25 protein-coding genes are annotated in these 24,925 nt (G+C 35.1%); 19 read left to right on the plus strand and 6 right to left on the minus strand.

Annotation, left to right across the window (positions count from 1 at the left end):
- The first annotated feature begins 197 nt into the window (after window positions 1-197).
- The 3 genes from OB_RS01465 (at window position 198) to OB_RS01475 (ending at window position 2,387) form a co-directional block, all read left to right on the plus strand.
- On the plus strand, window positions 198-1,052 hold the full coding sequence (locus OB_RS01465; RefSeq protein ID WP_011064648.1) for an ABC transporter ATP-binding protein: 855 nt from the start codon (window positions 198-200) through the stop codon (window positions 1,050-1,052).
- Window positions 1,049-1,795: an ABC transporter permease gene (locus tag OB_RS01470; RefSeq protein ID WP_011064649.1), complete on the plus strand. Its 747-nt coding sequence runs from the start codon at window positions 1,049-1,051 to the stop codon at window positions 1,793-1,795. Before OB_RS01465 ends, OB_RS01470 begins: the two co-directional genes overlap by 4 nt.
- A gap of 106 nt (window positions 1,796-1,901) precedes the next feature.
- On the plus strand, window positions 1,902-2,387 hold the full coding sequence (locus OB_RS01475; protein WP_011064650.1) for a GNAT family N-acetyltransferase: 486 nt from the start codon (window positions 1,902-1,904) through the stop codon (window positions 2,385-2,387).
- Window positions 2,388-2,428: 41 nt separating this feature from the next.
- Here the strand turns inward: OB_RS01475 and OB_RS01480 are convergent, their stop codons facing one another.
- The 3 genes from OB_RS01480 to OB_RS01490 all read right to left on the minus strand — a co-directional run bounded on the left by OB_RS01480 (window position 2,429) and on the right by OB_RS01490 (window position 4,637).
- On the minus strand, window positions 2,429-2,638 hold the full coding sequence (locus tag OB_RS01480; protein ID WP_041544070.1) for a hypothetical protein: 210 nt from the start codon (window positions 2,636-2,638) through the stop codon (window positions 2,429-2,431).
- A gap of 74 nt (window positions 2,639-2,712) precedes the next feature.
- Window positions 2,713-3,372, minus strand: a complete 660-nt coding sequence (locus OB_RS01485; protein ID WP_041544071.1) for a DUF6320 domain-containing protein — start codon at window positions 3,370-3,372, stop codon at window positions 2,713-2,715.
- 5 nt (window positions 3,373-3,377) lie between these two features.
- Entirely contained in the window at window positions 3,378-4,637 is a 1,260-nt protein-coding gene (locus OB_RS01490; protein ID WP_011064652.1) for an acyltransferase, read from the minus strand.
- Window positions 4,638-4,878: 241 nt separating this feature from the next.
- Between OB_RS01490 and OB_RS17820 the strand changes: the two genes are divergently transcribed.
- From OB_RS17820 to OB_RS01505, 3 genes are all read left to right on the plus strand, one after another.
- Window positions 4,879-6,168, plus strand: a complete 1,290-nt coding sequence (locus OB_RS17820) for a WD40/YVTN/BNR-like repeat-containing protein (RefSeq protein ID WP_011064653.1) — start codon at window positions 4,879-4,881, stop codon at window positions 6,166-6,168.
- A gap of 148 nt (window positions 6,169-6,316) precedes the next feature.
- On the plus strand, window positions 6,317-6,514 hold the full coding sequence (locus OB_RS01500) for a hypothetical protein (protein WP_231846979.1): 198 nt from the start codon (window positions 6,317-6,319) through the stop codon (window positions 6,512-6,514).
- Between the two features lie 111 nt (window positions 6,515-6,625).
- Window positions 6,626-7,000, plus strand: coding sequence for a DUF3888 domain-containing protein (locus OB_RS01505; protein ID WP_231847014.1), 375 nt, complete (start codon window positions 6,626-6,628; stop codon window positions 6,998-7,000).
- A gap of 411 nt (window positions 7,001-7,411) precedes the next feature.
- Here the strand turns inward: OB_RS01505 and OB_RS01515 are convergent, their stop codons facing one another.
- On the minus strand, window positions 7,412-8,083 hold the full coding sequence (locus OB_RS01515) for a hypothetical protein (protein ID WP_041544072.1): 672 nt from the start codon (window positions 8,081-8,083) through the stop codon (window positions 7,412-7,414).
- Window positions 8,084-8,963: 880 nt separating this feature from the next.
- Here OB_RS01515 and OB_RS01520 point away from each other — a divergent pair.
- From OB_RS01520 to OB_RS01555, 8 genes are all read left to right on the plus strand, one after another.
- Window positions 8,964-10,670 carry an ABC transporter ATP-binding protein gene (locus OB_RS01520; RefSeq protein ID WP_011064658.1) on the plus strand — a complete coding sequence of 569 codons (1,707 nt, stop codon included), beginning with the start codon at window positions 8,964-8,966 and terminating at the stop codon, window positions 10,668-10,670.
- A gap of 3 nt (window positions 10,671-10,673) precedes the next feature.
- A complete protein-coding gene (locus OB_RS01525) occupies window positions 10,674-12,443 on the plus strand; it encodes an ABC transporter ATP-binding protein (protein ID WP_011064659.1) in 1,770 nt (589 codons plus the stop codon).
- A gap of 341 nt (window positions 12,444-12,784) precedes the next feature.
- On the plus strand, window positions 12,785-13,420 hold the full coding sequence (locus tag OB_RS01530; protein ID WP_011064660.1) for a lysozyme inhibitor LprI family protein: 636 nt from the start codon (window positions 12,785-12,787) through the stop codon (window positions 13,418-13,420).
- Window positions 13,421-13,788: 368 nt separating this feature from the next.
- Window positions 13,789-14,838, plus strand: a complete 1,050-nt coding sequence (locus OB_RS01535; RefSeq protein WP_011064661.1) for an iron-siderophore ABC transporter substrate-binding protein — start codon at window positions 13,789-13,791, stop codon at window positions 14,836-14,838.
- A gap of 1 nt (window position 14,839) precedes the next feature.
- Window positions 14,840-15,874: a FecCD family ABC transporter permease gene (locus tag OB_RS01540; RefSeq protein ID WP_011064662.1), complete on the plus strand. Its 1,035-nt coding sequence runs from the start codon at window positions 14,840-14,842 to the stop codon at window positions 15,872-15,874.
- Window positions 15,871-16,902: a FecCD family ABC transporter permease gene (locus OB_RS01545; protein ID WP_011064663.1), complete on the plus strand. Its 1,032-nt coding sequence runs from the start codon at window positions 15,871-15,873 to the stop codon at window positions 16,900-16,902. The genes OB_RS01540 and OB_RS01545 overlap by 4 nt, the downstream gene beginning before the upstream one ends.
- A complete protein-coding gene (locus tag OB_RS01550) occupies window positions 16,902-17,705 on the plus strand; it encodes an ABC transporter ATP-binding protein (RefSeq protein WP_011064664.1) in 804 nt (267 codons plus the stop codon). Before OB_RS01545 ends, OB_RS01550 begins: the two co-directional genes overlap by 1 nt.
- A gap of 118 nt (window positions 17,706-17,823) precedes the next feature.
- A complete protein-coding gene (locus OB_RS01555) occupies window positions 17,824-18,297 on the plus strand; it encodes a glutathione peroxidase (RefSeq protein ID WP_011064665.1) in 474 nt (157 codons plus the stop codon).
- A gap of 99 nt (window positions 18,298-18,396) precedes the next feature.
- Here the strand turns inward: OB_RS01555 and OB_RS01560 are convergent, their stop codons facing one another.
- The gene (locus OB_RS01560) at window positions 18,397-19,707 is read right to left on the minus strand and encodes a DUF2254 domain-containing protein (protein WP_011064666.1); all 1,311 of its coding nucleotides are present in this window, start codon (window positions 19,705-19,707) and stop codon (window positions 18,397-18,399) included.
- 523 nt (window positions 19,708-20,230) lie between these two features.
- Here OB_RS01560 and OB_RS01565 point away from each other — a divergent pair.
- Window positions 20,231-20,791 carry an AAA family ATPase gene (locus tag OB_RS01565; RefSeq protein WP_011064668.1) on the plus strand — a complete coding sequence of 187 codons (561 nt, stop codon included), beginning with the start codon at window positions 20,231-20,233 and terminating at the stop codon, window positions 20,789-20,791.
- 92 nt (window positions 20,792-20,883) lie between these two features.
- Here the strand turns inward: OB_RS01565 and sspO are convergent, their stop codons facing one another.
- On the minus strand, window positions 20,884-21,036 hold the full coding sequence (gene sspO, locus OB_RS01570) for a small acid-soluble spore protein O (protein WP_011064669.1): 153 nt from the start codon (window positions 21,034-21,036) through the stop codon (window positions 20,884-20,886).
- 304 nt (window positions 21,037-21,340) lie between these two features.
- Here sspO and OB_RS18260 point away from each other — a divergent pair, with 304 nt between their 5' ends.
- The 4 genes from OB_RS18260 to nagZ all read left to right on the plus strand — a co-directional run bounded on the left by OB_RS18260 (window position 21,341) and on the right by nagZ (window position 24,924).
- Entirely contained in the window at window positions 21,341-21,535 is a 195-nt protein-coding gene (locus OB_RS18260; RefSeq protein ID WP_152023685.1) for a hypothetical protein, read from the plus strand.
- A gap of 300 nt (window positions 21,536-21,835) precedes the next feature.
- Window positions 21,836-23,053, plus strand: coding sequence for a CynX/NimT family MFS transporter (locus OB_RS01575; RefSeq protein ID WP_011064670.1), 1,218 nt, complete (start codon window positions 21,836-21,838; stop codon window positions 23,051-23,053).
- A 51-nt stretch (window positions 23,054-23,104) separates the two neighbouring features.
- Window positions 23,105-23,578: a hypothetical protein gene (locus tag OB_RS01580; RefSeq protein ID WP_011064671.1), complete on the plus strand. Its 474-nt coding sequence runs from the start codon at window positions 23,105-23,107 to the stop codon at window positions 23,576-23,578.
- Window positions 23,579-23,649: 71 nt separating this feature from the next.
- The gene (gene nagZ, locus OB_RS01585; RefSeq protein WP_011064672.1) at window positions 23,650-24,924 is read left to right on the plus strand and encodes a beta-N-acetylhexosaminidase; all 1,275 of its coding nucleotides are present in this window, start codon (window positions 23,650-23,652) and stop codon (window positions 24,922-24,924) included.
- Window position 24,925: the final 1 nt, after the last annotated feature.

A 24,925-nucleotide genomic window follows, 5' to 3' on the forward strand; every position in this document is an offset into this window, starting at 1 on the left:
TACAGTTGAGGTTGAAATGAGATCATTTCAGCCTCATTTTGGTACATTTGGGTTTTTAAATGTACTGTTCAAGGGATTTATACGACTTTTCTATATTTGTTTACTAAACTTAGAATTAGACGGGCAACTTAAAGAAAAACCGATAATCAAAATTCTTTAAGCCCTCCATAAATCAATTTTAAGGAGAGAAAAACAAAATGGAAAAGCAAATGGTGATTCAGGTTGAACATCTATCTAAAAAGTTCAAAAATGAATCTGCATTAAAAGATCTTAATTTTTCTGTTCATGCTGGAGAAATCTTCGGTTTTCTGGGTCCTTCTGGGTCAGGGAAAACAACAACCATTAAGATATTGACTGGACAATTGGCTCAAACATCGGGGCAAGCAACAGTGTTAGGGAAATCTGTAAATCAGATTGATGAAAGTATTTACGAACAAGTAGGAATTGTCACAGATAATAGTGGTCTGTATGAAAAAATGACGGTTTATAATAACCTGAAAGTTTTCGCTAAGATATTAAATGTAAAAAAGGAGCGTATTGATCTTCTGTTAGAAAGAGTTGGCTTATTGGAGCATAAAGATAAGATTGCGTCTAACTTATCAAAAGGTATGTCTCAGCGACTTGTCCTAGCAAGAGCATTATTACACAAACCGAAAGTGTTATTTTTAGATGAGCCGACGAGTGGACTTGATCCAAGTACAGCAGAAGCGGTGCATGCATTATTGTTTGAATTAAAAGAGAGCGGTACAGCTATCTTTCTTACCACCCACAATATGGATGAAGCCACCAAACTTTGTGATCATGTTGCATTATTAAATGATGGCTTAATTGTAGAACATGGGCCGCCGAAAGCGATATGTTTACGTTTTAATTCGAACAAACGATACCGGGTTCTGTTAAAAGGGGAACAAGAACTTGAGTTACCTCATTCTTTAGAGACAACAGAACAGATAAAAGAGTGGATGAAAAATGATCAGCTACTAACGATTCATTCTTGTGAACCGACATTAGAAAATGTATTCTTAGAAGTCACAGGGAGGGAACTAGTGTGAAGATTTCCTTACGAAAAATAAAAGCAATTATAGCAATGAAATTTCAGACGTTAGTAAGCAACACCAGTGTTATACTTGCACCAATTTTAGCATTAGGTTTTGTGTTTATTATGAAAAGAATCATGCCGGATGTAGATGTGAATGAAGCGGGAATGAATTTCTCCACAAGTGGTTTTGTGTTAAGTTTTGGGCTTATCTTTAATATTGCGATCGCGGGTATTTCAATGAGTAGTAGCCCACTGGCGGAAGAAAAAGAAAAGAATACCTTAAGAGTGTTAATGACTTCCTCTGTTAATGGTTTAGAATATCTAATTGGGACATTAATTCCGCCGTTAATTATCTTAATCATCGTCAATATATTGATGATTCCAGTAAGTGGTGCATCTTTTGCAGACCTTCAGCTTGGAAGTTATTTCGTAATTTCAACCGTATCTAGTGTTATAAGTTTGTTAATCGGTTATGTTGTTGGTATTTTCTCAAAAAATCAAACACAAGCTTCCCTTATTGGTATGCCGATTACATTAATTCTGACGTCTGTACCGGTATTGAAGTTTTTACAAGAAGATTTCGGACAATTTCTGAATTACACGTATACAGGTGTGTTAACGAATTACTCGAATAGTATATTTAGTGGAGATGGATACCAATGGAATGTAACAGACAGCGTTGTTCTCTTTGGGTGGTTGTTGGTATCTACAATTGTTTTCGTTTATGCGTATAAGAAGAATGGTATAGATGGATAATGTTTACGAAGCTGGATCTAGGTAGGTCCGGCTTTTTGTCTGTCAGAAATCTGTACGAATATATGTTCCTTTGATAAAATATTCGTATAATTAGGAGGAGAGACAATTGCATAAGTCAGAACAAGTAGAATTACAATTATTCAGAGATGAGTTTGAAGATGAACTGAATAGCTTTTCTTTACCAGATAACCAAGCACGATTTACAGCTTTGCCGGTAAAAGTGCTAACGGTCACTGATGGACAATATCCCGTTGTCATATTAAATCAAGGAACGCCAGTAGGGTTCTTCATATTACATTGTACGGAAAGGGTTCAAGAGTATTCCAATAATCCCAATGCGATGTTATTAACTTCATTTTCGATCAATCATAAACACCAAGGTAAGGGATATGCCAAGAGAGGAATGGTGGCATTGGAGCGTTTTGTTTTAAGTAATTTTCCGGACTGTGATGAAATTATTTTAGCGGTGAATCATAAAAATCTCCCTGCTCAACAACTTTATGAACAAGCAGGTTTTATTGATACAGGGAGAAGAATAGTAGGCGAAATCGGTGAGCAGTTTATTATGGAATATAGGTTTATAGTTAAATAGAGTCTTGATAACATAATGAGCACGAAAAGTTGGCAAGGCAATTACTTCTTTTCACATGTAACTGGAGACCAAAATCCATCCTTCTTTATCACTACTTTTCCTTCTGCATTAAAATTATCGAAGCACTTCTCTATAATTAATTCATTTGCTTTATGATTTTTATGTATTTGATTAAATAGTAGGGCACCCGTAATTAGAATTGCGACACTTCCAATTACTGCAATAACCAGAGTTAGTCTATTATTGTTCAAGCTTGCCTGCTCCTTTCATGTTCATCTAGTTAGCGGAGTGAGTTATTTACTCACTCCGGTTATATCAACATTTTCTAAAAATGAAACCTGCGTACAATTTCATTTTTCATGGTTTTTTCAGAAAACAGTATCATGCCAATTAGTGTTAGCAACGCATATAATGCAGTTGCCGCACTTGGCCATAATACAGTAGACCAGGAACTTAAGAAAAGGAGCACAGGAAGAAAACCAAGTACGACCATAGTTGTCAAATAGCCAATGTACTCGCGCCATTTCATTGGCTTCCGGAGTACGATAATCGTTACAAATAATGTAGCGAGTGTAACGAGAAACGGTATTACATAATGAATCGACCATCTGGAATTTCCAGAAGCTGCATCTAAAATGAAAAGTGTTACAGATAATGCGATGACTTGAAGTATCACTTTCGATCCGGTGTGAGCTCTAGAAAGAATGGTGTGATTAATAGTCAGTAATGCATATAAGGTAGGGCCTAACACATATAAGAACCACCAGCTATCCGAGTTCGTCAATAAATTAATTAATAGGCTCGTACTGATTGCGAAAATAGCAATAAACAGTACAAGACGCTGGACAAATCGTCGTCTTTTTACCCTCGTCTCATACACAGGATAGTATTCATTGTCTCCTGCTTCTTGAGAAAGTTGATTTTTACATAACGGACAATATTGTTGTTTGGTATAGGTCTTGCAGTTACTGCAGTAATGTTGCATTATTTTCACCTGCTATCATTGGAGTATACTTCTACCTCCAAATTGTATGTTTGTGAAAGTTCCCGAAAGAAGGTACGGATAATATCTGCTTCCTTTATAATTCGAGAAAAACTAATGACAAGCTCATCACCAAATGCAATCATCGCGCTATTAATTGGACTTTTCTTTGTTGGATATAAAATCAGTTCCATGTGAGAAATGTGGGACTGCATCGATTCAGGAAGTTGGACTCGTCCGACATTCGTCATTGTCATTGATTTTGTACGCTCACTAAAGCTTTTGTACCCATAACGTATGGCGTGATATTTCAGTGGCAGCGGTATAAATCTTGCTGTGAGTCTGGTCTGCCATTTTACTCGATCATTGATACTATGCTGTAAGTTTTCTTTTTGAACTTTTTCACGTAATTGTTTTGATACCTCTAAGATAATTTCATCTAATGTTGTGTTATCGTTAACTGCTATACCAACATGAACAACTCCGAAGAAATTACGAAGTGTAGTAGAAGGAAAGAAATTTCTTAGATTGACAGGAATTGCGATTTTTATTTCTTCTTGGTAAGCGCGGAATTTTAATCTTTCTTTATAAATCGCTGCAATAAGAAGCGATGATATAAAAGCAGTAATCGTTGTTCCGTGCTTTTTGGCAAGCTGATGAACACTTGATGCGCTCATTTTCCCATGAATAACAACCGTTTGATCAATTGCTCCGCCGCGGATTTGATATGAAGATGTCTCTTTGAATTTTATTTGTCGTTTTTTTTCGGTTACATAGTTTTGATAACTGTCATCGCGTTCGTAATAACTTGGATGTTCCTTTAAATTGATTAGCTTACTCTCATAGCTTACATCTTTTCCTATATGAACAAGGTAGTAATAAACGAGTGCATTTATAAATTCTAAAGCTCCAGTACCGTCTGTGACAGAATGAAAAAATTCTACTGCTATTCTTTTTTTATAATAAGTGACACGGAGTAAAAACCCATTTGTTTCGATTGGGTCAATCGGTGCACATGGATACTGACTTTCCGGCTGAATAAAAAGCTTCTCATTATTTTCCACAAGGAAATCCCAAAATACACCTTTATTAAGCTTTACTGCAAACATTGGAAGACGTTTAATCACATCGTCTAAGGCAAGCTGAAGTTTGTCTGGATCTATCGTTTCTTTCATAACCGTAGCTAATCGAAAGACGGATGAATTTGACTGTTCAGATACAGCATGAAACATTTTTCCAGCATTATCAAGTTTGTACCATTCTTCCATTTTTTGAACCTCTCTTGTCGTTCTAAATATCATCTATATTAATAATCTGAGTTAAATCTATTGTCATTATTAGTATTAGTTTTTACTTTAACAGATGGAGTTCTTTTTTTGTACTCTTAAAGAAGTGTAACCAAGTATTCGTATCGCTATCTTAAAAAAATGAAAGAAGTTCGAAAAAGAACACTTGTATTTATAAAAACTGATATGATTAACATTATATTCTATTAGAGGGAGAAAGTGGATGAATATAACGAAGAAAAGAAGCTTGTTATTGGGTGGTTTAATTATCATCTTGTTATTCGTAGGTGGACTTATTTACTATTATTTTTATTATGAAGAAGACGTTAATAAACCTTTACCAATGACTGCTGAAATGAAAGAAGACGACAATCAGGAACTAGAGGACATTGCTTATCGTTTTTGGTTTGCTTACATGAGCCAATATAAAGGGGATGACGTCAGCTCATGGAAGCGATTATCGGATGCTCGTTATAATGAATTTCAATTATTAGCGGGTGATGAGCAAGAATTTGCTGTTAAAGCAAATTTTTGGGTGGAGTTAGAGAAAGGAAATTGGTCGACCCACCATAGTTGGGGAGATGTAAAAGAGGACAGAGTAATAGAAGGTATTGAATGGACATTTAGAATAAAGAAAACAGGTGAAAAAGAATATACATTGCTTCGAATTGATGACATATCGGATGCGATTGGAGATCTTCCTCCTTTAGAAGATACGTATCAAAAAGAAGCAGGAATTGAAGTACCTGATGAATACAATCGTTATAGAATTGAAAATGATAAGCTTGAGATTACGTATGATAACGGAGAGACTTGGAAGGAAGTTCCTGTGGAAATTAATCGTTTATTTGAAGGTGATTATAACGGACCAGAGAATGAACTGATAGAAGACAGTTATTTGATATCTCCACAGCGAACTGTATTCATTGTTGGTGGGAATGAGAACATAGCAGTGATGCAATCAACAGATCAAGGAGAAAATTGGGAGACAACAACAATTCCAGCTGTAATTCAAGGGATTCGTATACGAATAATTGATTTCATATCGGAGAACAATGGATTTTTAATTCTGACTGGTGGACGGACGATGAGTTGGGAAGGAAATATAATTTATAAAACTGAAGATGGAGGAAAGACCTGGGAAGAAGCAGGGAATGTACCGACTGAGCGACAGGTAACGAGTGGCGGTTTTATTGATGAAGAACTTGGATTCGTTTCATTTGGAGCCATTAATGTAAATGAGAGTCCAGGAATGCCAGATATTTATCGTACTGCTGATGGCGGGAATACTTGGTCAAAAATAGAAGTACCAATTCCAGCTGAATATCAAGGAATCTTTACCGTAGCGGAAACTCCAACATTTGACGATTCTCAGGGTACAATGCTTGTGAATCAAGGACCTAATGGAGATTATCAAGGAGGAAATGTTAAGGCGAAATTTGTTTCAGTTGATGATGGAGCGACTTGGTCATTTGCAAACTTAGTTGATCCAAATGATGTTATAGGAAGATAAAAATAAGTTATAAATTGAATCTTTTGTATGTCCTTAATTCATAACGTTGTAAATTAAGATCTATAAACAAAATGAAGGACTTTAACTAAATGTTGTTGAAGTCCTTTTTAATAGAGATAGTTCTGAGATTATGGTTAGGAGTGTTAACGTGAAAGGAAATAAACGTAGAATAAAAGATTCGACGTCAATAAGTGCGATTTTGGGTGGAATTGCAGGATGGTCAGTTAATTTTAGTTTAAGCATTATTAATAATACGGATACGACACATCTGTATGGCATATCAATATTTTTGGGTGTGATTGTAGGCTTACTTTGGGATATTTCAGATAAGCTAAATAGAGATTAAGGAATTTGTTTTCTGTATAGATTTTATATGGATAAGCCTTGTCTTCGTTTGGGATACTAAACTGAGGTGAAAGCCATGAAGAAGAAGTGTCTCCTAGTTGTATTAATAGTGATGTTTATAATTTCTCATACCACTGCTTATGCTGAAACAACAAATCAAACTGATACAGATTGGTGTGATACGTTAAAATATGCATTTATAAACAGTTTAAAAGAGCCCATAGATGAAGCAATAAAAGAAATTTATAAAGATGATACGTTTGCTACAAATGAGGGACTATCTTGGGCACCATTCCAGACAGAGATAACAGAGATTAATCAAATATATGGAGTTGGGGGAGAATACGAGATTACATTAAAGATATATCCTTATTATCGTGCTCATAATACGTATGGAGAAGACCTAGTTGTAGTAAATACTGATGGTGAGTTAATAAGTTATGAGCACGTAAAAACTTTTCCCATTATAGGTGAAAATCTTGATTAACTGCATGTAAGCTTTGCATGAACAAATATTTATCGTAATATCTTTTTCCTGAGTTTAGAAGCCAATTTCATGGCTATTAACTGTGGAATTAAATTTAAAATAGTTACTAAAATTACTATCTGGTATGGCCATAAAGGCTTGAAATATCCGTTCCAATGATTGTTATCAGCTAACAGACTAGTAAAGTAAAGTGAAAATATGAGTGATAAAATGTTCCCCAAAATGATAATAAATGAGTTGCGAAAAAATTTGCTAATAAAAGCAAGGATAGCAGTAGAAACAACCATAATGAGATATCCAGGCAATAAATTGTTCGTAAAATCAATGTACATAGAAAAGTAAACAAAGGGAAAACAGTATAAGCACAGTATAATACTTCCAGTAATGGGCCTTAACATGGACTCACCTCTCTTACAACTTTCTTTCTTTTCCATCAGATTCAATCCTGATATTAAGCATTTTCATACTTCCGGCATCCATTGCTTCTTCTAACTGGGACACGTCAATTGTTGTATATATTTCTACGTGTTTTCTTTCATTTTTACGTATTTTAAGATGATAGGGAGCACCATTGTTAATGATTTTTATCATGTCATGTTCTACGTCACTGTATTTATCAATAAAAGCCAGTGATAAATCTACATCACTGTTACTATGATTGGTTAACAAAAGATTACATTCAGCCACTAAGGTGGTATCTCCATTTTTTCGAATATCACATTCACTAAACTCTTGTTCGTAAGATATTGCATATACCCCTGTTGCGAATGTTTTTTGGTATGTATCAGCTAAATATAGAGGAATGAAAGTTGCTAATAAGATGCCAATAAGAACAGTGCGTTTTTTATATTGATTTAATGATTTAACAGCTAGAGTAAAACTAGTAAACAATAAACTTAAAGCTATAATACCAAGATAGTTTAGCCCACTCATTGTTCGGAGCGGAATATTAAACAGAAAAACGTTATTACTTGGATGACTTTCGTGAAAGAAAGGGAAACCAACCACTAAATATACTATAAATAGGCAGATGGATACATAAAGATTATTTTTATTCTTGAAAATAAAAATCACTTCCTTCATAAAAAATCAATTTCTTACGTGTTAAGGGAAATCAAACCCTATTTCAAATAATGAGGTTTAGTCCAAGAAGTTACTATTGGGAATAAACCGACCATAAAATTTGGTTTGTTCACTAATATTCGATGGGGATTAAAGAATGCTCACTGAATGATGTATCAGGTTCTTCTTAATTATGGTTGCTGTTGTAACGTTCGTAAAGTCTTTTTTGAATAATGATGTAAAATTTTAAATAGTTTTAAAAGGTTATTATTATAATGGACGAATAGGTTTCTGAACAATTACGTATAGGTAAGAGTAAAATAGGAGATATCAACTAAATAGTGTGAGCACGCTTCAAATAAGGGATGGAGCGTGCTTTTTAGTATTTTTATGAGAAAAAAAGAAAAAAATATAAAAAAATGTGATCCAAAATCTATTAGCTTTCGTTAGCTTAATAGAAATAAAGAAAGAGAGGTGAACACAAATGACTGACGTTACTCAAATTTTAAGTGACATTTTAGGCGAAAGTGTGAATGACTCTGGAAATATTTCAATTGATGTAAGTAATTTACTTTAATGGAAAATCAACATTAAAAAAGCTAAAGGAGATGAGCAAATGTTTGATGTAACTCAAATTCTAAGCGATGTGTTAAATGGAAGTGGAAATGGATCGGGTAATGCTGATGTCGATTTAAGCGATATTCTATAAGATTAAATTTAAGGTGAAGGAGTGAAAAGATCATGGATATTACTCAAATTCTTAGTGATGTGTTGAGTGGAAGCGGGAATGAATCAGGGAATCTTGATATCGATTTAAGTAACATTCTCTAAATAATTTGGAAGGAGCAACTAACGAACATCACAGTTGCTCCTTTTTTTAATAGAGTAAGGTGGGAGAGTAATGAAAGAATTTTTACAGAAGTTTGTAAGTCCATATGAAAAACCTATTTTTATAATACTAATATTCATATTGTTACAAGCAGTTACACAATTAGCATTACCATTAATTATGGCGGTGATCGTGGACGAAGGAATAGTAAATAATAATATTTCTCAAATACTGTTGATGGGAAGTGTTATGTTAGCTGTTGCGGGACTCGGAGTCGGATTTGCAATATTATCTAACTATTATATTTCAAAAGTAACACAGAGAGTGGGCCGGGATGCTAGAGAAGAGATGTTTCACACCATTGCACGGTTACCAAGACTTAAATTTGAGTTTTTTGGAGAATCGACGCTAACAACTAGAACTACAAATGATAGTATGCAAGTTATTCAATTTATAAATACTCTCTTACGTGTAGTTGCTATGGCTCCAATAATGTTTATAGGTGCAATGATATTGGCTATCTGGATGAATCCTACGCTTTCACTTGTAATACTTACTCCCCTACCCCTTATCGTTTTATCCGTATGGTTCATTGCCAAAAAAGCTACTCCACTGTTTCATCAGGTTAGAGATCAATTAGACCATATACATTTGGCTATAAGAGAAACATTGGATGGAATGAAGATAATCCAACTCTACCAAAAGACAAAACAAGAAAAGCAACGATTCAAGGACATTAATTCCAACTATTATGGATTGTCACTGTCTGTAAATAGATTGATGACATTTTTAACCCCAACTATGATGTTGATTTTGAATTTTTCTATATTAGCTATTATTTGGGTGGGTAGTTCTCTAATTAGTAGCGGGAATTTACAAGTAGGACAGCTGATGGCTTTTATACAATATGCTATGCAAATAATGTTCAGTGTTGTTATGGCTTCAGTTGCACTAGCAGCTTTTCCAAGAGCAACTGTTTCCGCAAGTAGAATGATGGAAGTTCTGGATGAATCGAATATATCAAAGGAACCAATAAATGAAACTATACGGAAACAAGTAAGTCACAAATCAATATATTTTAATGATGTAAGCTTTTACTATCCAGGTGCAGAGAAGCCAGCTTTATTTAATGTGAATTTGACTATAAAACCTAACAAAATTAACGCTATCGTAGGAGGGACTGGAAGCGGAAAATCAACATTAATACAAGTATTACTAAAGTTTTATAATCCATCCGATGGTTCTATTGATATAGGATCTAGTTCTCTAAGGGAATTAAACGACTCTGACTGGAGATATGCTGTCGGCTATGTCCCTCAAAAAAGTCAATTGTTTACGGGTACGATAGAAGATAACGTTCGATTTGGGGATATGAAAGCAACGAATCAAGAGCTATTTAACGCACTTGATGAGGCTAAATTAAGTCATTTAATTGAAGAACTACCAAACAAACATCAAACAGTTTTAAAGCCAAAAGCTTCAAATATGTCTGGTGGTCAGAAGCAACGAATAACAGTTGCAAGAGCATTTATTTCGAATGCTCCTATACTTATGTTTGATGACAGCATGTCTGCTTTAGACTATCAAACTTCGAATTATCTTCGAGAAGTATTTCAGAAGAAAACCAAAGAATCTACCATCATTATGACAAATCAAGATATAAATACTGTAAAGTATGCAGATCACATTATTATTCTGGAAAAAGGTAAGGTCGTTGCCACAGGGACATATGAAGAACTAACTGCTAAAGATAACAACTTTTACGTAAAAGGAGGATAAATCATGAATAACGAGAAAAATAATTATAGTAAGATGCAGCATATCGTAAAAAGATTATTCAAATATATTACTCCTTACAAAAGGAAACTGATAATCGTTGTCATACTAGCAGTGTTAGGCACTTCTTTTACTATTTTCAGTCCCGTGATTTTAGGTTTAGCTGTGACGGAGTTATATGAGGGAATGGTCAATGGCGGAAGTAATGTGAATATGCAGTACATCCTACTTATAGTCGGTATTTTAGCAGTTTTATATTTGTTAAGCTCTGTATTTACCTATATACAAGAGTATCTTCTGATAGGTGTGTCTCAGAAAGTTATTTATACGCTTAGAAATGAAGTGAATAAAAAGTTATATAAGTTACCAATTGCATACTTTGATAATAATAGTCATGGGGATTTACTAAGTAGGGCGATAAATGATATTGAGAAGGTGAATAGTACATTTAAACAGATAATCAGCCAATTTTTCACATCTGTTATAACATTACTAGGGATCACGATTATTATGCTTTCTATAAGTCCATTCATAACAGTCGTTGTATTTCTTATTATCCCTGGGAGTATATTTATTACTAAGAAGGTTATTAAGAAATCACAATTATATTTTAAAAACGAACAGCATATTTTAGGCAACCTTAATGGTTTTGTGGAGGAAACGTATGCTGGGCAAGAAGCTATAAAATCGTTTAATCTAGAAAGTTTTTCAGATCAAAGCTTCCAAAAAAGAAATAATCTATTATACGAATATGGCTGGAAAGCACAATATATATCTAGCACGATAACCCCTTTACTAAGATTGTTACAAAACATGGTTTATATCGTAGTTTGTGTAATAGGAAGTATCTTTGTAATAAATCAGGTGCTAACTTTGGGAAATATACAGGCTTTTATTATGTATGTACGTCAATTTCAGCAACCAATTAATAAAATGGCGACAATTACAAATACCATTCAATCAACGATTGCTGCATCAGAGCGGATATTTGAATTGTTAGACGAGGAAGAGAAGCCTATTTTTTCGGGACAAGCTACTAAGTATAATGCCAATGCGTTTATTCAATTTGAAAATGTAAGTTTTTCTTATAACAATATTCACTCAACGATTAAGGATATCCATTTAGAAATTAATAAGGGAGAAACGGTAGCTATAATCGGTTCCAATGGAGCAGGTAAGTCTACTTTATCTTTATTGTTGCTTGGACTGTTAACCCCGAGTAAAGGGAAGATTTTAATCAATGGGATGGATATTCATCAAATGAAGGAACATGAAAAATTAGAATTGTTTGGAACAGTTTTACAAGAAGATTGGTTGTTCCGTAGAAGTATAAGGGAAAATATCGCCTATGGTTCCAATAACAATCAGGTGACGGACGAAGCGATTGAAAGAGCAGCTAAATTAGCACAAGCAGATTACTTTATTCGTAATTTACCGAATGGTTATGACACCGTCATGAATGAATCTAGTTCCAATCTATCTGAAGGAGAAAAGCAATTAATAGCTATTGCACGGGCGGTATTGGCACAACCAGAGATCTTGGTATTAGATGAAGCGACAAGTCATGTTGATAAAGAAATGGATGAACGCATACAATCTGGGTTACAAGAGTTAATGAAAGGAAGAACAACATTTATCATTGCGCATCATCCATCTACATTAAAAAATGCGGATCAAATTCTTGTTTTAGATAAAGGTAAAATCATTCAAGAAGGCAACCGCGAAGAACTAATGGATCAACATGATTATTATGAGGATTTTTTGTTTCAGAGTTAAATAATCAACTGAAAATTCGGTTAATGACACCAGCGATGTGGTAGAATGGGAGATAGCCTACTTGGAAATAACAAGCAAGAGTGAACGATCGGGCTCAGTTTTAAGTTTTACTCTGTAAGTATATTGGTGGTGATAACTATAGTTTTAGTCTTGGGTGTTTTTCCAGCACTAGTTTGTCTATATTCCTTTTATATAGCAGTAACGACAATGAACAAATTAAGTAAGTATATAGGGATTACTTTAGGAGTAGTATCTCTATTATGGTTGGGATTCTATATTTTTGTTTTACCTAGTATGTTTGGTGTTTAGGTAAACTTATAGAAAAGAAAGGAAACCTTGTTATGAAATTCAAAAATATATTTTTATTAGGAATAGTAGTGATCACTGTAGCTTTAACAACAGGTTGTAATACTTTCGCAAAAGAATCAAATGATGCAGATAATACAGAACAAAATCATACCTCGAATCAAACTTCCTCAGATTCACATCATCCATCTTCTTCAACGGATGCGATGGAAAAGCAGACCAGTAGTGGTGAATCTAATACCGTTGTTGAGAAAAATAATAGTAATCCAGTTGGAAAAACAAAAGAGCAAAATGATGATAAACCGAGATACCTGAAAAAGGAGTATCTTGAAAAACTAAATAAAACCAAAGAAGAAACAGATAAAGTTCGTAAGGAATCAGAAGATGAAATTACCTATGCTTTAAAAAAGGTAGAAGGTGATAGATATGATAATATTTGGGATGGTTTATTAAATGAAATTTATGGTGTTCTAGTAGATCAGTTATCATCTGAAGAAATGGAAGCTTTAAGAGTGGAGCAACGAGAGTGGTTAGAATATAGGGATAATACCGCTAAGGAAGCATCACTAGTATATGAAAATGGTACAATGGAGCAATTGGAGTATGTAACTGTTCAAAACAACTTAACGGAAGAAAGATGCTTTCAATTAGTTGAAGAATATATGAAATAATCTGTTCGTTAACGTATACGAGGCAATTGTTTTCACCATGGATTTACTGAAAATACTTAATTTAATCTTATGGGGAATAAGATGTCACAGCGGACAGTTGGCATATTACTGTTTGATGAAGTTCAATATGGGTTTGGCTGAAACTCTATTAGAGTAATCTTTGTTATTACTTTAATGGAGTTTTTTTGATATGCCGAATTTACTACTTTTTGAGGTAGGTTAATAGTAATAGATAATATATTTTGATTATTGACAACATCATAGGATTAAAGTATATTAATTGATAATGATTATCATTATTAAAAAGGGTTTATCGATCAAAAATCCTTAGACCAAAAAACTAAATAATAGATAGGAAGGGTTTACATATGTTTAAAAAGAAGTCTTTTTTACTAGTATTAATGTTTACTATAATTGCTACTTTAGTATTAGCAGGTTGTTCTGTTTCATCCTCAACGGAAGATGAGTCAGAAGAAGAATCGAATGATTCTGCAGAAACAGAAGGTCAATACCCAATAACAATTGAACATGCTTTAGGGGAGACAGTTATCGAAAGTAAACCAGAAAGAATTGCAACGATTCAGTGGGGAAATCACGATGATGCTTTAGCTCTTGGTGTAGTTCCTGTAGGGTTTTCTTCTGCAAACTATGGTGTTCAAGATAATAGTGGTATGCTACCTTGGACTGCGGAAAAGGTACAAGAACTTGGTGAAGAAAATCCAAATCTTTTCCAAGATACAGATGGTTTAGATTTTGAAGCAATTGCTGATAGTAACCCAGACGTTATTCTTGCTGCCTACTCAGGTATAACACAAGAAGATTATGATACATTAACTCAAATTGCTCCGGTTGTAGCATACCCAAGCGCTCCGTGGCTAACTACATGGAGAGAACAGTTAGAAATGAATTCTACTGCTATGGGAATGAAAGAAGAAGGCGAGCAATTACTTGCAGATGTAGAGAGCCAAATTGAAGAAAAGGTCAGTGAATATCCTGAACTAGAAGGAAAAACAGCTGCATTCTTAAGTGTAAATGCGGAAGACTTATCCAGCTTCTTTGTCTACACACCAGCAGATCCACGTGGTGGGTTTCTTTCTGAGCTAGGGATGGATTATCCTGAAAGTATTACAAATGAAATACCAGATTCAGATAGTTTCTATATTGAACCAAGTGCTGAAAATGCAGATATGCTTAACGATGCAGATATCTTGGTAACCTATGGTAATGATAATACACTTGAAGCACTACAAGCAGATCCTATTTTCGGGAAAGTTCCAGCAATAGAAAGAGGTTCTGTTGTAATTATTGGAGATAATACGCCACTTGCAGCAGCAGGAACTCCAAGCGCTCTTTCCATTCAATATACTATTGACGAATACTTAACTTTACTCTCCGAAGCTGCAAATAAAGTCGAATAAAATGAGTAATATATCCGTCTCAGAAAACAAGCAGTTACATTTACCGAAAAATTTAATAAAGGTACTTATACTTTCCGTTGTATTGCTGGGTATAAGTATCTTGGCTTCGCTTGCTTTTGGATCTCGTGTAATTGGATGGAATGAATTAATGGATGGTTTGTTTCATCCGGAAGTACAGACCCACGGGGCAAATGTAGTTCGCCAAAGAGTTGCGAGAACTGTATTTAGTTTAATGTGTGGAGCTGCACTTGGAGTTTCAGGAGCGCTAATGCAATCAGTCACTCGTAATCCAATTGCAGACCCTAGTATATTAGGAGTTAATACTGGTGCAGCGTTATTCGTTGTATGTGGAATTGCCTTTTTTAATATTGGTAGTGCTAGTCACTATATTTGGTTTGCATTAGTAGGAGCAATCTTAACTGCCATTTTTGTTTTCGGAATTGGTTCGATGGGGAGTGGCGGTGCCACGCCCCTTAAACTCGTTTTAGCGGGTGCTGCCACAAGTGCAGCGTTATCTTCGCTCGTAATGGCAGTTATGATTCCTCGCTCTAGTGTTATGGATGAGTTTAGATTTTGGCAGGTAGGAAGTGTCGGTGCAGGAGACTGGAACTCTGTTTCTCTCTTTATTCCTTTTCTTTTGATGGGGATAATCATAGCGATTGCTACTTCACCAGCTCTAAATGCATTAGCATTAGGTGATGAAGCAGCTACAGGATTAGGTGTACGTACTGGGACACTTAGACTTATTGCGGCTTTTGGCGGTGTAATATTGTGTGGTGCAGCGACAGCATTAGCTGGCCCTATTGGTTTTATCGGTTTGTTAGCGACACATGTCATACGACTATTAATTGGACCCGATTTACGATATGTTATCCCTTTATCTGCTTTAGCAGGGGCTGTTATTTTAACAATATCCGATGTATTTGGACGTATTGTAGGTAGTCCTGGGGAGCTAGAAGTTGGTGTGGTTACAGCCTTTATTGGGGCTCCTATATTAATCTTAATAACTATGAAAGCGAAAATGCGTGCTTTATGATGAATAATTCAATGAATCTTATTATGATAGGAAGAATAAAGAGACGTCGTCGGTTTATCCTTGTAACATCTTTACTGGCAATTACTGCTTTTGTGCTAAGTTGTACAATGCTTATGCTAGGGAACACAATTTATCCTGTCTCGGATGTTATAAGTGTATTACTTGGTGAAGAAGTCCAAGGTGCTTCATTTGCTGTTGGGACGATTCGTCTTCCAAGAATGATAGCAGGTGTATTTGCTGGTTTTGCTTTTGGGGTTGCTGGATATGTATTCCAAACGATGCTACGTAACCCGCTCGCAAATCCGAATGTTATTGGAATAACAGCTGGTTCAAGCGCGGCGGCTGTGTTCTGTATCATTGTCCTTCAAGCAAGTAATACAGTTGTTTCTATCGCTTCCATTATTGGTGGACTTGCGACAGTAATTGTTATCTTTTTATTAGCAAGAAGTACTTCTTTCTCAATTGGTAGATTAATATTAGTAGGAATTGGTATTCAGGCTATGCTTAATGCCTTAATATCATACTTATTAATGATTGGTCAGGAAAATGATATCCCTACGGCAATGAGATGGCTAAATGGTAGTCTAAATGGTGCCAAGATGGAGGATGTTTATCCTCTTATCATTGCTGTTATTATTTTTGCGCCTATTATCATTGCTCTCGGGAAACGATTGGATATGCTAGAACTAGGGGAACAAACAGCCATTTCACTTGGAGTAAATACCGATAAAACACGAGTTATACTTATAATCAGCTCGGTACTGATTCTTGCGTTAGCTACTGCTACAACAGGACCTATCGCATTTATTGCATTTCTATCTGGACCTATCGCTAAAAGACTAGTTGGTATAGGGTTTTCCAGTATTATTCCAGCAGGTCTTGTTGGCGTCATATTAGTTTTAGCAGCAGATCTTGTAGGGCAATTTGCGTTCGTTGCTAGATACCCTGTAGGTGTAATCACAGGTATCATCGGCGCACCATATTTGATCTATTTGCTAATTCGAATGAATCGAAAGGGAGATTTATAATGAAACCGACACTTGATTTTCATACAGAGAGAATTACTGCTGGATATGATAATAAACCTATATTACATGATGTAGATATTTCCATTCCAAGTAATAAAATAAGCATTATTATTGGAGCGAACGGTTGCGGGAAATCTACTTTGCTTAAGACAATGGCAAGGCTTATCAAGCCTACCTCTGGTCAAGTTATCTTAGGAGGGAAATCAATTCAAAAAATTCCTCCGAAGCAGGTAGCCAAAGTATTAGGGCTATTACCACAATCACCAATTGTTCCAGAGGGGATAACAGTTGCAGATTTAGTGGGAAGAGGAAGATTTCCACATCAAACGTTTCTAAAAGGATGGACCAAGAAGGATTATGAAGCGGTTAGTGAAGCAATGGAGATTATGAATATTACTGAATTTGCCGATCGACATATTGATGAGCTGTCAGGCGGTCAAAGACAACGTGTGTGGATTGCGATGTCTTTAGCTCAACAAACAGATATTTTACTTCTAGATGAACCAACAACCTTTTTAGATATCACGTATCAAGTGGAGATATTAGACTTACTAACAAAATTAAACCGTAAATACGGGACAACCATTGTAATGGTATTGCATGATATCAACTTATCCGCGCGGTATGCGGATCATATCTTTGCGATTAAGGAAGGTAAACTAATAGAAGAAGGAAATCCAACCGAAGTTCTAACAAGTGAGCTAGTAAAGACCGTATTTGATTTAGATTGCATCGTGATTCCAGATCCAATCTCACAAACTCCATTAGTGATTCCGAAAGGTCGTTATCATGTAGGAACTTAATGTCTATGTTGGTTTCGCCAACGTGTATTACTTTGATGCATCCAATGTGAATACAAGCTTTATAGTTTATATATTCGTGAAGTTACTATATTCTTAGTATTAGGAGGTGCATGACATTATGTCTATATACGAGTACCAAGTTGAAAAAAGTAATGGAGAAGAAATTTCACTATCTCAGTATCAGGACAACGTTTTATTAATTGTTAATACAGCAACTAAGTGTGGGTTTGCAAATCAATTTGAAGGATTAGAGGAATTGCACCAAAAATATCAAGATGAAGGGCTGCGTGTTCTCGGATTTCCAAGTAATCAATTTAACGAACAAGAACCAGTTGATGATGAAAATATGGAAGAAGCATGTAAGGTTAATTTTGGCGTTACATTTCCATTGTTTAAAAAGATTGATGTAAAAGGTCCTAATGCCGCCCCGTTGTTTAAATATTTAACAGAGGAACAAAAAGGGTTGTTAGGCAGTAATGTGAAATGGAATTTTACAAAGTTTCTTGTAGACCGAAATGGAAATGTCGTGAAAAGATTCGCACCCAAAGATAAACCAGCAAAAATAGAAGATGACATCAAAGCACTCTTATAAGCTTGGGTAAATTTAGAGCTGACTTATAAAAAATAAATGTAAAAACAGCAGTGTTTAACACTGCTGTTTTTTTATACACAGGAAATTATAAAATGAATGTTATTCCCAATTTAATTCTTGATCCGTTGTATTTGCGAATTTAACCATAATCGCTTTTAGATATTCATAATCCATGGATGGAAGACTTTCGATATCCACCTCTTCTAAAATATAACTATTAAAGTCCCAAAGTTCTTTTTGGATGGACTGATTGCTGACAACCGCACATTTATATAATACGTCTACGATGTTGCAAACAACGGATATATCATCTTTGCCATAATGTCTAATTTGGTAAAAGCTCTTATATAAATAATCGCGGAACCTTTTTTGATCCATTATTAATCTTAAATCTCCTTGGTTATCAGAGAAGTAAGTAACTTCACGATAATTTCCCGCTAATTCGGATAGTAATCCACCAAGACGATGAATACAGTTAATTGCCGTGTTTGGATCGTTCATCCCTGTTGATAGAGCTTTTACTGCAATTTCAACTAATTTATCCATCGAGAATTCAATATCTTGCAGATTTGTTCGTTCATTGCCTATCATAAGAAACTGGTCATGTTCTGCTTCATTTACGACTTTGTCGTTAAACGACCAATAATAAAATACGGGCATCCCCTTAGGTACATAATCTCCGACTTGGAAATTTGCTTCCAGGACCATTTTATTTTTACTTGCCCAGTTAATCAGATATTTGTAATCCACGTGCTGAATATATCCAGAACGTAATGCATACGTTGTTTGCTTATCTTTTTCTTTTATCTCGTTAATCTGAGAATGATCCCAATGTTGGTGCTCTCCATATGACCTATCTTCAAAGGTCTCTTTGATTAATTTCGAGGTTTCATTGCGAACAGTCGAAATTAAAAAATTCACCTGTACGTATCGAGCGGCATAGTGGATAAACAAGATGAAAAAACCGAGAGATATTACAGTAAATACTACTGTGAAAAAGGGGCTTAATAAGTCTTTTTGCTTTGATTCGGTTAAAAGCCATAAATTAATCAGCACAAATATAAACCCAAATGTAAACACACCTAAAACATGTTTCGTGATTTTACTTCGCATAAAATCTTGTAAGGCACGTGGTGAAAATTGAGAAGAATACGTAGTTAATACAACCATAATTGTTGAGAAACTGATTGTTATCATGGTTAGCGTGGCGGTAATTAAAGCTGCGTATAAATTTTTGGCGATACTTTGCCCGGTTAAAAGTATATCTGGAATACTATTTGAAAAGCGTGGTACGAGTTTAACATCGATCAATGTAACGACACCTACAGCTAGAATTGAACATAATCCATATATAATTGGTAAGAACCAGAAGCTATCGCGTATTTTGGATGAAGCTTTGGTGGTATTCATTTTATAACCTCTTTTCTGTGATTCTTTAGATGGCTAATAATTTACTTCTATATGTTCCCCGGCTGACTATAAGTATGCAAGAAGCTATAAAAAATTATCTAGCTTAGAATGTGGGTGTCAGGTGGAACCGAAGAAAAACTAACCTTTTTCATTTTTTTATTGAAAACCTACAATTACCTAGTTTTAAATTGTTAATTATGGCTTGTTCATCCAGCCACAATTTTCTTGGATGAGTTTTTCTTCAAACTTGTTTCTTCTTGTTTATACTATACGGAATTTGAAAATATTTAGTAGCGGTGATTGATGTGGAAATTTCATCTGAAGTATAGGGAGTTTTTTCCATAAAAAAATCTCCTGGAAAAAAGATTATCCTATTTTGTATTACTTATGCTAGCTAGATCTTTAGATTTATTGATGTTATGAAACAGGTATTCGATTAAAAAAATCTTTATAACTACTTCAGTTCTATGTTAAGATTTATGAAAAGTTCAGAAAATTATTAATGATTGAAGGTGAAAAATAGGTGAAGCTAGTCATAATATTTGGGCCTCAAGCAGTTGGAAAAATGACGGTTGGACAAGAGTTAGCTAAGATCACGGATCTTAAGCTTTTTCATAATCACATGACAATAGATCTAGTAGGTAATTTTTTTGATTACGGAACAAAGGAAGGGAAAAGGTTGGTAAATCTTTTCCGCCAAGAGATCTTTGAAGAGGTGTCCAAGAGTAATCTATATGGAATAATTTTCACTTTTGTATGGGCTTTTGATATGCAAGAAGACTGGAATAATGTTAAGAGGCTATCCGGTTTGTTTGAATCAAGAGGTGCGACAACATATTATGTGGAGCTTGAGGCTAGTATAGACGAAAGACTAGACAGGAATAAAAGTGAAAACAGGCTTAAGCATAAGCCTTCGAAAAGAAATATTGAATGGTCGGAGAATGAATTGAAAAGGTCGTTGGAAAAACATAGGCTTAATTCCATTGACGGTGAGATTACCTATCCCAACTATGTACGAATAGATAATACCAGTTTAGAAGCAAATGAGGTTGCCGTTTTAATTAAGAAAAAATTTAATTTGTAAATAAGAATCACAGGTGTTGTATGAACATTCAAGTTAAAAACTTAATTAATTAGCCCCAGGACAATGAAGTCAAGGGGCTAATACCATATCTGCTACTGTCTTTTCTTTGTTTTTTTATTGTTCAGCTTTTCTTCGGCTGTTAATGGTTCATTGGCAAACTCATGATCAAATTGTTTGGAAAGATCTCCTCTAACCGCTTGTTCGTCACTTATATTTGCACGATCTGTTTTTGACTTTTTACTCATAAAAAACACCTCCTAGCTTAATTTTTCCTGAGCTAAGAAAAATATGTAATAAATGTGATAGAGATACTTTAGAGTTTGCGTACCAAGTAGCACTTTTCTTCATTTCTTGAATTTATTACCCATTACGAAAAAGACAGCAATCCCACATAGGATAATTACTACAATAAAAGGTAACATAGATAACCATGTACATTATATTTGTATGTTATAATAATTAACAGAATATTTCATATATAATTCAATCAAACATTTGTTTAAGGAGGAATAAAGAATGGGTAACCCCATTTCGGTAACGGGATAAGTCATGGTAAACAACGAGGTGAATGTATTGGAAAAAAGCTCAACTGTTAAGGCGAAATTATTATTATCGATAATCGTAGTACCACCTTTGATCGCTTTCTCGGAAATTGATGATTCATTCAACAGATGGCTAGTTACTTTACTTTGGGGACTCTTTTTTATCTTTATTATTCAACCATTTATTTCTAAACGTTTTTAACATATTTACGATTAGTTAGGTTGGTTTAATCGAGCCTTTTTTAATGTTCTAAGAAATTATAAAATTATGCATCTGTGGGTAAACTTACTAAATTAATTAGCCACATCCAGCGCAAGCGCCCATCACCTATTGTACTTCCAGAGACCTCTTTACGAGGGTTCCTTCGTCTCATTCGTTCCCGTCCAGGACTAAACAGGCGCAAGCGCTTTTTTCCTTGTAAGAGAGGTTGCTATATTTATATATGAGGCGTATATTTAGTTGATAAAGAATGGTATTGCCTAAGAAAGAAGGTTCATCATCATGGTAGAGACTCAAGAGCATCAAAAGAGCAACAATCAGCTTCAATTTGTACTGTTAGTTATCGGAATAATTGTTGTAGCATTTAATCTACGACCGGCTATAACATCGGTAGGTCCATTGATCAGTCTTATCCGAGAAGATATTGATATTTCAAATGGTTTGGCAGGGTTATTAACGAGTTTGCCGTTGATAGCATTTGCAGTTATTTCACCAATGGTGCCGAACGTTGCTCATAAATTTACAAGAGAAAAAGTATTAATTTATGGACTTATTTTAATTATAATTGGAATGTCAGTCCGGTCTATTTCGGTATTTATTTTATTACTAATAGGAACATTAATCATTGGTACAGGGATAGCAATTTGTAATGTATTACTACCAAGTCTTATTAAGAGTCACTTTCCTTTAAAAGTGGCGTTGATGACAAGCATCTATACTACAGTCATGAATATTTTTGCAGCAGCTGGCTCTGGTTTAAGTAATCCCCTTGCGAAAGATCTAAACTTAGGTTGGGAGATTTCTTTACTTATTTGGGCACTACCTGCTGTATTTGCTGTTCTAATTTGGGTAGTTATCATAAGAAAAGATACAACAAAGCAAGAAACTATCACACCTTCTAAAAAGGGAATTCTTTCAGGTAATCGTATGTGGAGAATTCCACTTGCATGGATTGTTGCATCATTTTTAGGTCTACAATCAACGCTTTTTTACGTTACGATTTCTTGGCTTCCAGAAATTCTGCATGATTTTGGTATGAGTATGGCGACTGCCGGATGGCTCCTCTCTATTACACAAATTATCGGGTTACCAGCGAGCTTTGCCATTCCAATCTTGGCAGGTAAGTTACAAAAGCAATCCTTTATTGCTTGTTCGATTGGTATACTCTCATTGATTGGCTACGGTGGATTGCTATTAGGAGATTCATGGGCAACGATAATATTCAGTTTGATTTTCATTGGAATTGCATTAGGCGGAGGATTTGCTTTGGCTTTAACTTTCATAGGTCTCCGGTCTAAGGATGCAGAACAAGCAACGGAGCTTTCGGGAATGGCACAATCTGTCGGTTATTTATTTGCTGCTATAGGTCCATTTGCGATAGGTTCTATTTATGATGTTACTGCGAGCTGGACGTTACCACTGTTAACATTGATGGTAGTAGCGGTGTTAATGATAATTACTGGATATCAAGTTGGTAAGGATAGGTATGTAATTGATTAAGTTAATGGAGGGGGCTGTGTTTGTATTTCAGCATTTAATTGGAAGAAATGGTTGTTTTTATTACTGTTGATTTTCCTTGTAGGAAGTTTCATCTTACTTATTACCTTTATCTATCCAGTAGGTAAATTGTTTACAGCATCTATAGACTTAAGTCAAGAGAGTATAGGAGAATTTTCATTATATGAAGAGCTGGGTGCACATCACACAGAACAGTTAGCTAATTTTAAAAAGAGAGATGAAGAAAACGGAATAAGTTATCATCATGAAGATCACTTTGTACGTGCAAATGAAGGTAATGAAATAACTTCTATATCGATGGGCAAACCATATCGTACATCCTCAGGACTTAATGTAGGTGATTCTACAGAGGATGTAGAGAGAATTTATGGAGATGAGTACTATACGTATAGTGAAATGGGACTCGGAGATGCAATGGTTTACATTGATCGTGAGAATAATATAGAATTTACGGTTTGGACACAAGAAGAACGCGTTAGGTATATCTGGTTAGCAAGCAGCGATTAAAGAAAGATACTTCCGGGGAAAATGGGGAATGAGAAACATAGAATTATTTCGACACCTTGGAGGTAAGCAGAATGAAATGGATAAGTAGTATTGTCATTATGGCGGTTATTACCGTTGGAGTGGTTTATTATTATTTACAATCAGGCGACGAAAAAACTAATCATTCCAATCATAATACTTCAATGGGTGGAACATTGGATGTATCGAGTTTGGTAGATGCGATGAGTTTAGATGAAAAGATTGGGCAATTGATCGTTGGTGGAATTGACGGAACAGAAATAAATACGGATACGAAAGACATGATTGAAAATTATCATGTTGGAGGAGTTATTCTGTTTGCAGACAATATTGAAAGCAAGGCACAAACTGTAAATCTTATGAATGACATAAAACAGGTGAATGAGAATAATCCACATCCATTGCTTCTTGGGGTTGATGAAGAAGGTGGAAGCGTAACAAGAATGCCAGACGAGATCACAAGTCTCCCACCAAGTGGATCTATAGGAAAAGCACAAGATGAGGAACTTGCTTTTGAAGTTGGTATTCTTCTTGGACAGCAAATGCGAGGATTAGGATTCAATTTAAATTTCGCTCCGGTTCTTGATGTGAATAGTAATCCAGATAATCCTGTAATTGGCGATCGTTCCTTTGGTGATAGTCCAGACATCGTGACTGATATGGGGATTCAATCCATGAAAGGAATTCAAAGTGAGGGGATTATCTCTGTCGTCAAACACTTTCCTGGGCATGGAGATACAAGTGAGGATTCACATTTAAAGCTTCCCAAAGTCGATAAAAGTATAGAGGAGCTTTCAGAAGTGGAACTGGTTCCTTTTGAAAAAGCAATTTCCAAAGGAGCAGACGTGGTGATGACTGCACACATCTTGTTGCCACAAATAGATACTGAATATCCAGCATCTATGTCTGAAAAAATCATTTCTGGTCTATTGAGAGAAGATATGGGGTTTGATGGAGTTGTTATCTCAGACGATTTAACAATGGGAGCAATTACGGAAAACATTAGAATAGAAGAAGCGGCTATCCAATCTGTAAAAGCTGGCAGTGATATGGTACTTATCGCACATCATCCAGATGTAGTGGTATCCGTTCATAAGAAGCTAAAAGCAGCCGTGCAAAATGGTGTTATTTCTGAAGCAAAAATTGATGAAAGTGTAGAAAGAATTATTCAGCTAAAAAGGAAATATAAACTTTCAAATGAGGAAACTCCGCAGATAGATTTTCAACGAATAAACGAAAAGGTGGAAGAGATACTAGATCAAGTCTCTTCCACCTTTTCGTTTGATGAATTTTTAGTATATTCCAAATTCATGTCAATTGTACTATAAT

The organism is Oceanobacillus iheyensis HTE831, assembly GCF_000011245.1.
GTDB classification, from domain to species: domain Bacteria; phylum Bacillota; class Bacilli; order Bacillales; family Amphibacillaceae; genus Oceanobacillus; species Oceanobacillus iheyensis.

What these genes read in the sequence shown, in the direction of transcription:
- OB_RS01530 (WP_011064660.1), top strand. Translation starts at nt 12,785, where the DNA reads ATGAAATTCAAAAATATATTTTTATTAGGAATAGTAGTGATCACTGTA.
- sspO (WP_011064669.1), bottom strand. Translation starts at nt 21,036, where the DNA reads ATGAGTAAAAAGTCAAAAACAGATCGTGCAAATATAAGTGACGAACAA.
- OB_RS01535 (WP_011064661.1), top strand. Translation starts at nt 13,789, where the DNA reads ATGTTTAAAAAGAAGTCTTTTTTACTAGTATTAATGTTTACTATAATT.
- OB_RS01525 (WP_011064659.1), top strand. Translation starts at nt 10,674, where the DNA reads ATGAATAACGAGAAAAATAATTATAGTAAGATGCAGCATATCGTAAAA.
- OB_RS01575 (WP_011064670.1), top strand. Translation starts at nt 21,836, where the DNA reads ATGGTAGAGACTCAAGAGCATCAAAAGAGCAACAATCAGCTTCAATTT.
- OB_RS17820 (WP_011064653.1), top strand. Translation starts at nt 4,879, where the DNA reads ATGAATATAACGAAGAAAAGAAGCTTGTTATTGGGTGGTTTAATTATC.
- OB_RS18260 (WP_152023685.1), top strand. Translation starts at nt 21,341, where the DNA reads ATGGTAAACAACGAGGTGAATGTATTGGAAAAAAGCTCAACTGTTAAG.
- OB_RS01555 (WP_011064665.1), top strand. Translation starts at nt 17,824, where the DNA reads ATGTCTATATACGAGTACCAAGTTGAAAAAAGTAATGGAGAAGAAATT.
- OB_RS01540 (WP_011064662.1), top strand. Translation starts at nt 14,840, where the DNA reads ATGAGTAATATATCCGTCTCAGAAAACAAGCAGTTACATTTACCGAAA.
- OB_RS01560 (WP_011064666.1), bottom strand. Translation starts at nt 19,707, where the DNA reads ATGAATACCACCAAAGCTTCATCCAAAATACGCGATAGCTTCTGGTTC.
- OB_RS01520 (WP_011064658.1), top strand. Translation starts at nt 8,964, where the DNA reads ATGAAAGAATTTTTACAGAAGTTTGTAAGTCCATATGAAAAACCTATT.
- OB_RS01505 (WP_231847014.1), top strand. Translation starts at nt 6,626, where the DNA reads ATGTTTATAATTTCTCATACCACTGCTTATGCTGAAACAACAAATCAA.
- nagZ (WP_011064672.1), top strand. Translation starts at nt 23,650, where the DNA reads ATGAAATGGATAAGTAGTATTGTCATTATGGCGGTTATTACCGTTGGA.
- OB_RS01485 (WP_041544071.1), bottom strand. Translation starts at nt 3,372, where the DNA reads ATGCAACATTACTGCAGTAACTGCAAGACCTATACCAAACAACAATAT.
- OB_RS01515 (WP_041544072.1), bottom strand. Translation starts at nt 8,083, where the DNA reads ATGAAGGAAGTGATTTTTATTTTCAAGAATAAAAATAATCTTTATGTA.
- OB_RS01550 (WP_011064664.1), top strand. Translation starts at nt 16,902, where the DNA reads ATGAAACCGACACTTGATTTTCATACAGAGAGAATTACTGCTGGATAT.
- OB_RS01545 (WP_011064663.1), top strand. Translation starts at nt 15,871, where the DNA reads ATGATGAATAATTCAATGAATCTTATTATGATAGGAAGAATAAAGAGA.
- OB_RS01465 (WP_011064648.1), top strand. Translation starts at nt 198, where the DNA reads ATGGAAAAGCAAATGGTGATTCAGGTTGAACATCTATCTAAAAAGTTC.
- OB_RS01490 (WP_011064652.1), bottom strand. Translation starts at nt 4,637, where the DNA reads ATGGAAGAATGGTACAAACTTGATAATGCTGGAAAAATGTTTCATGCT.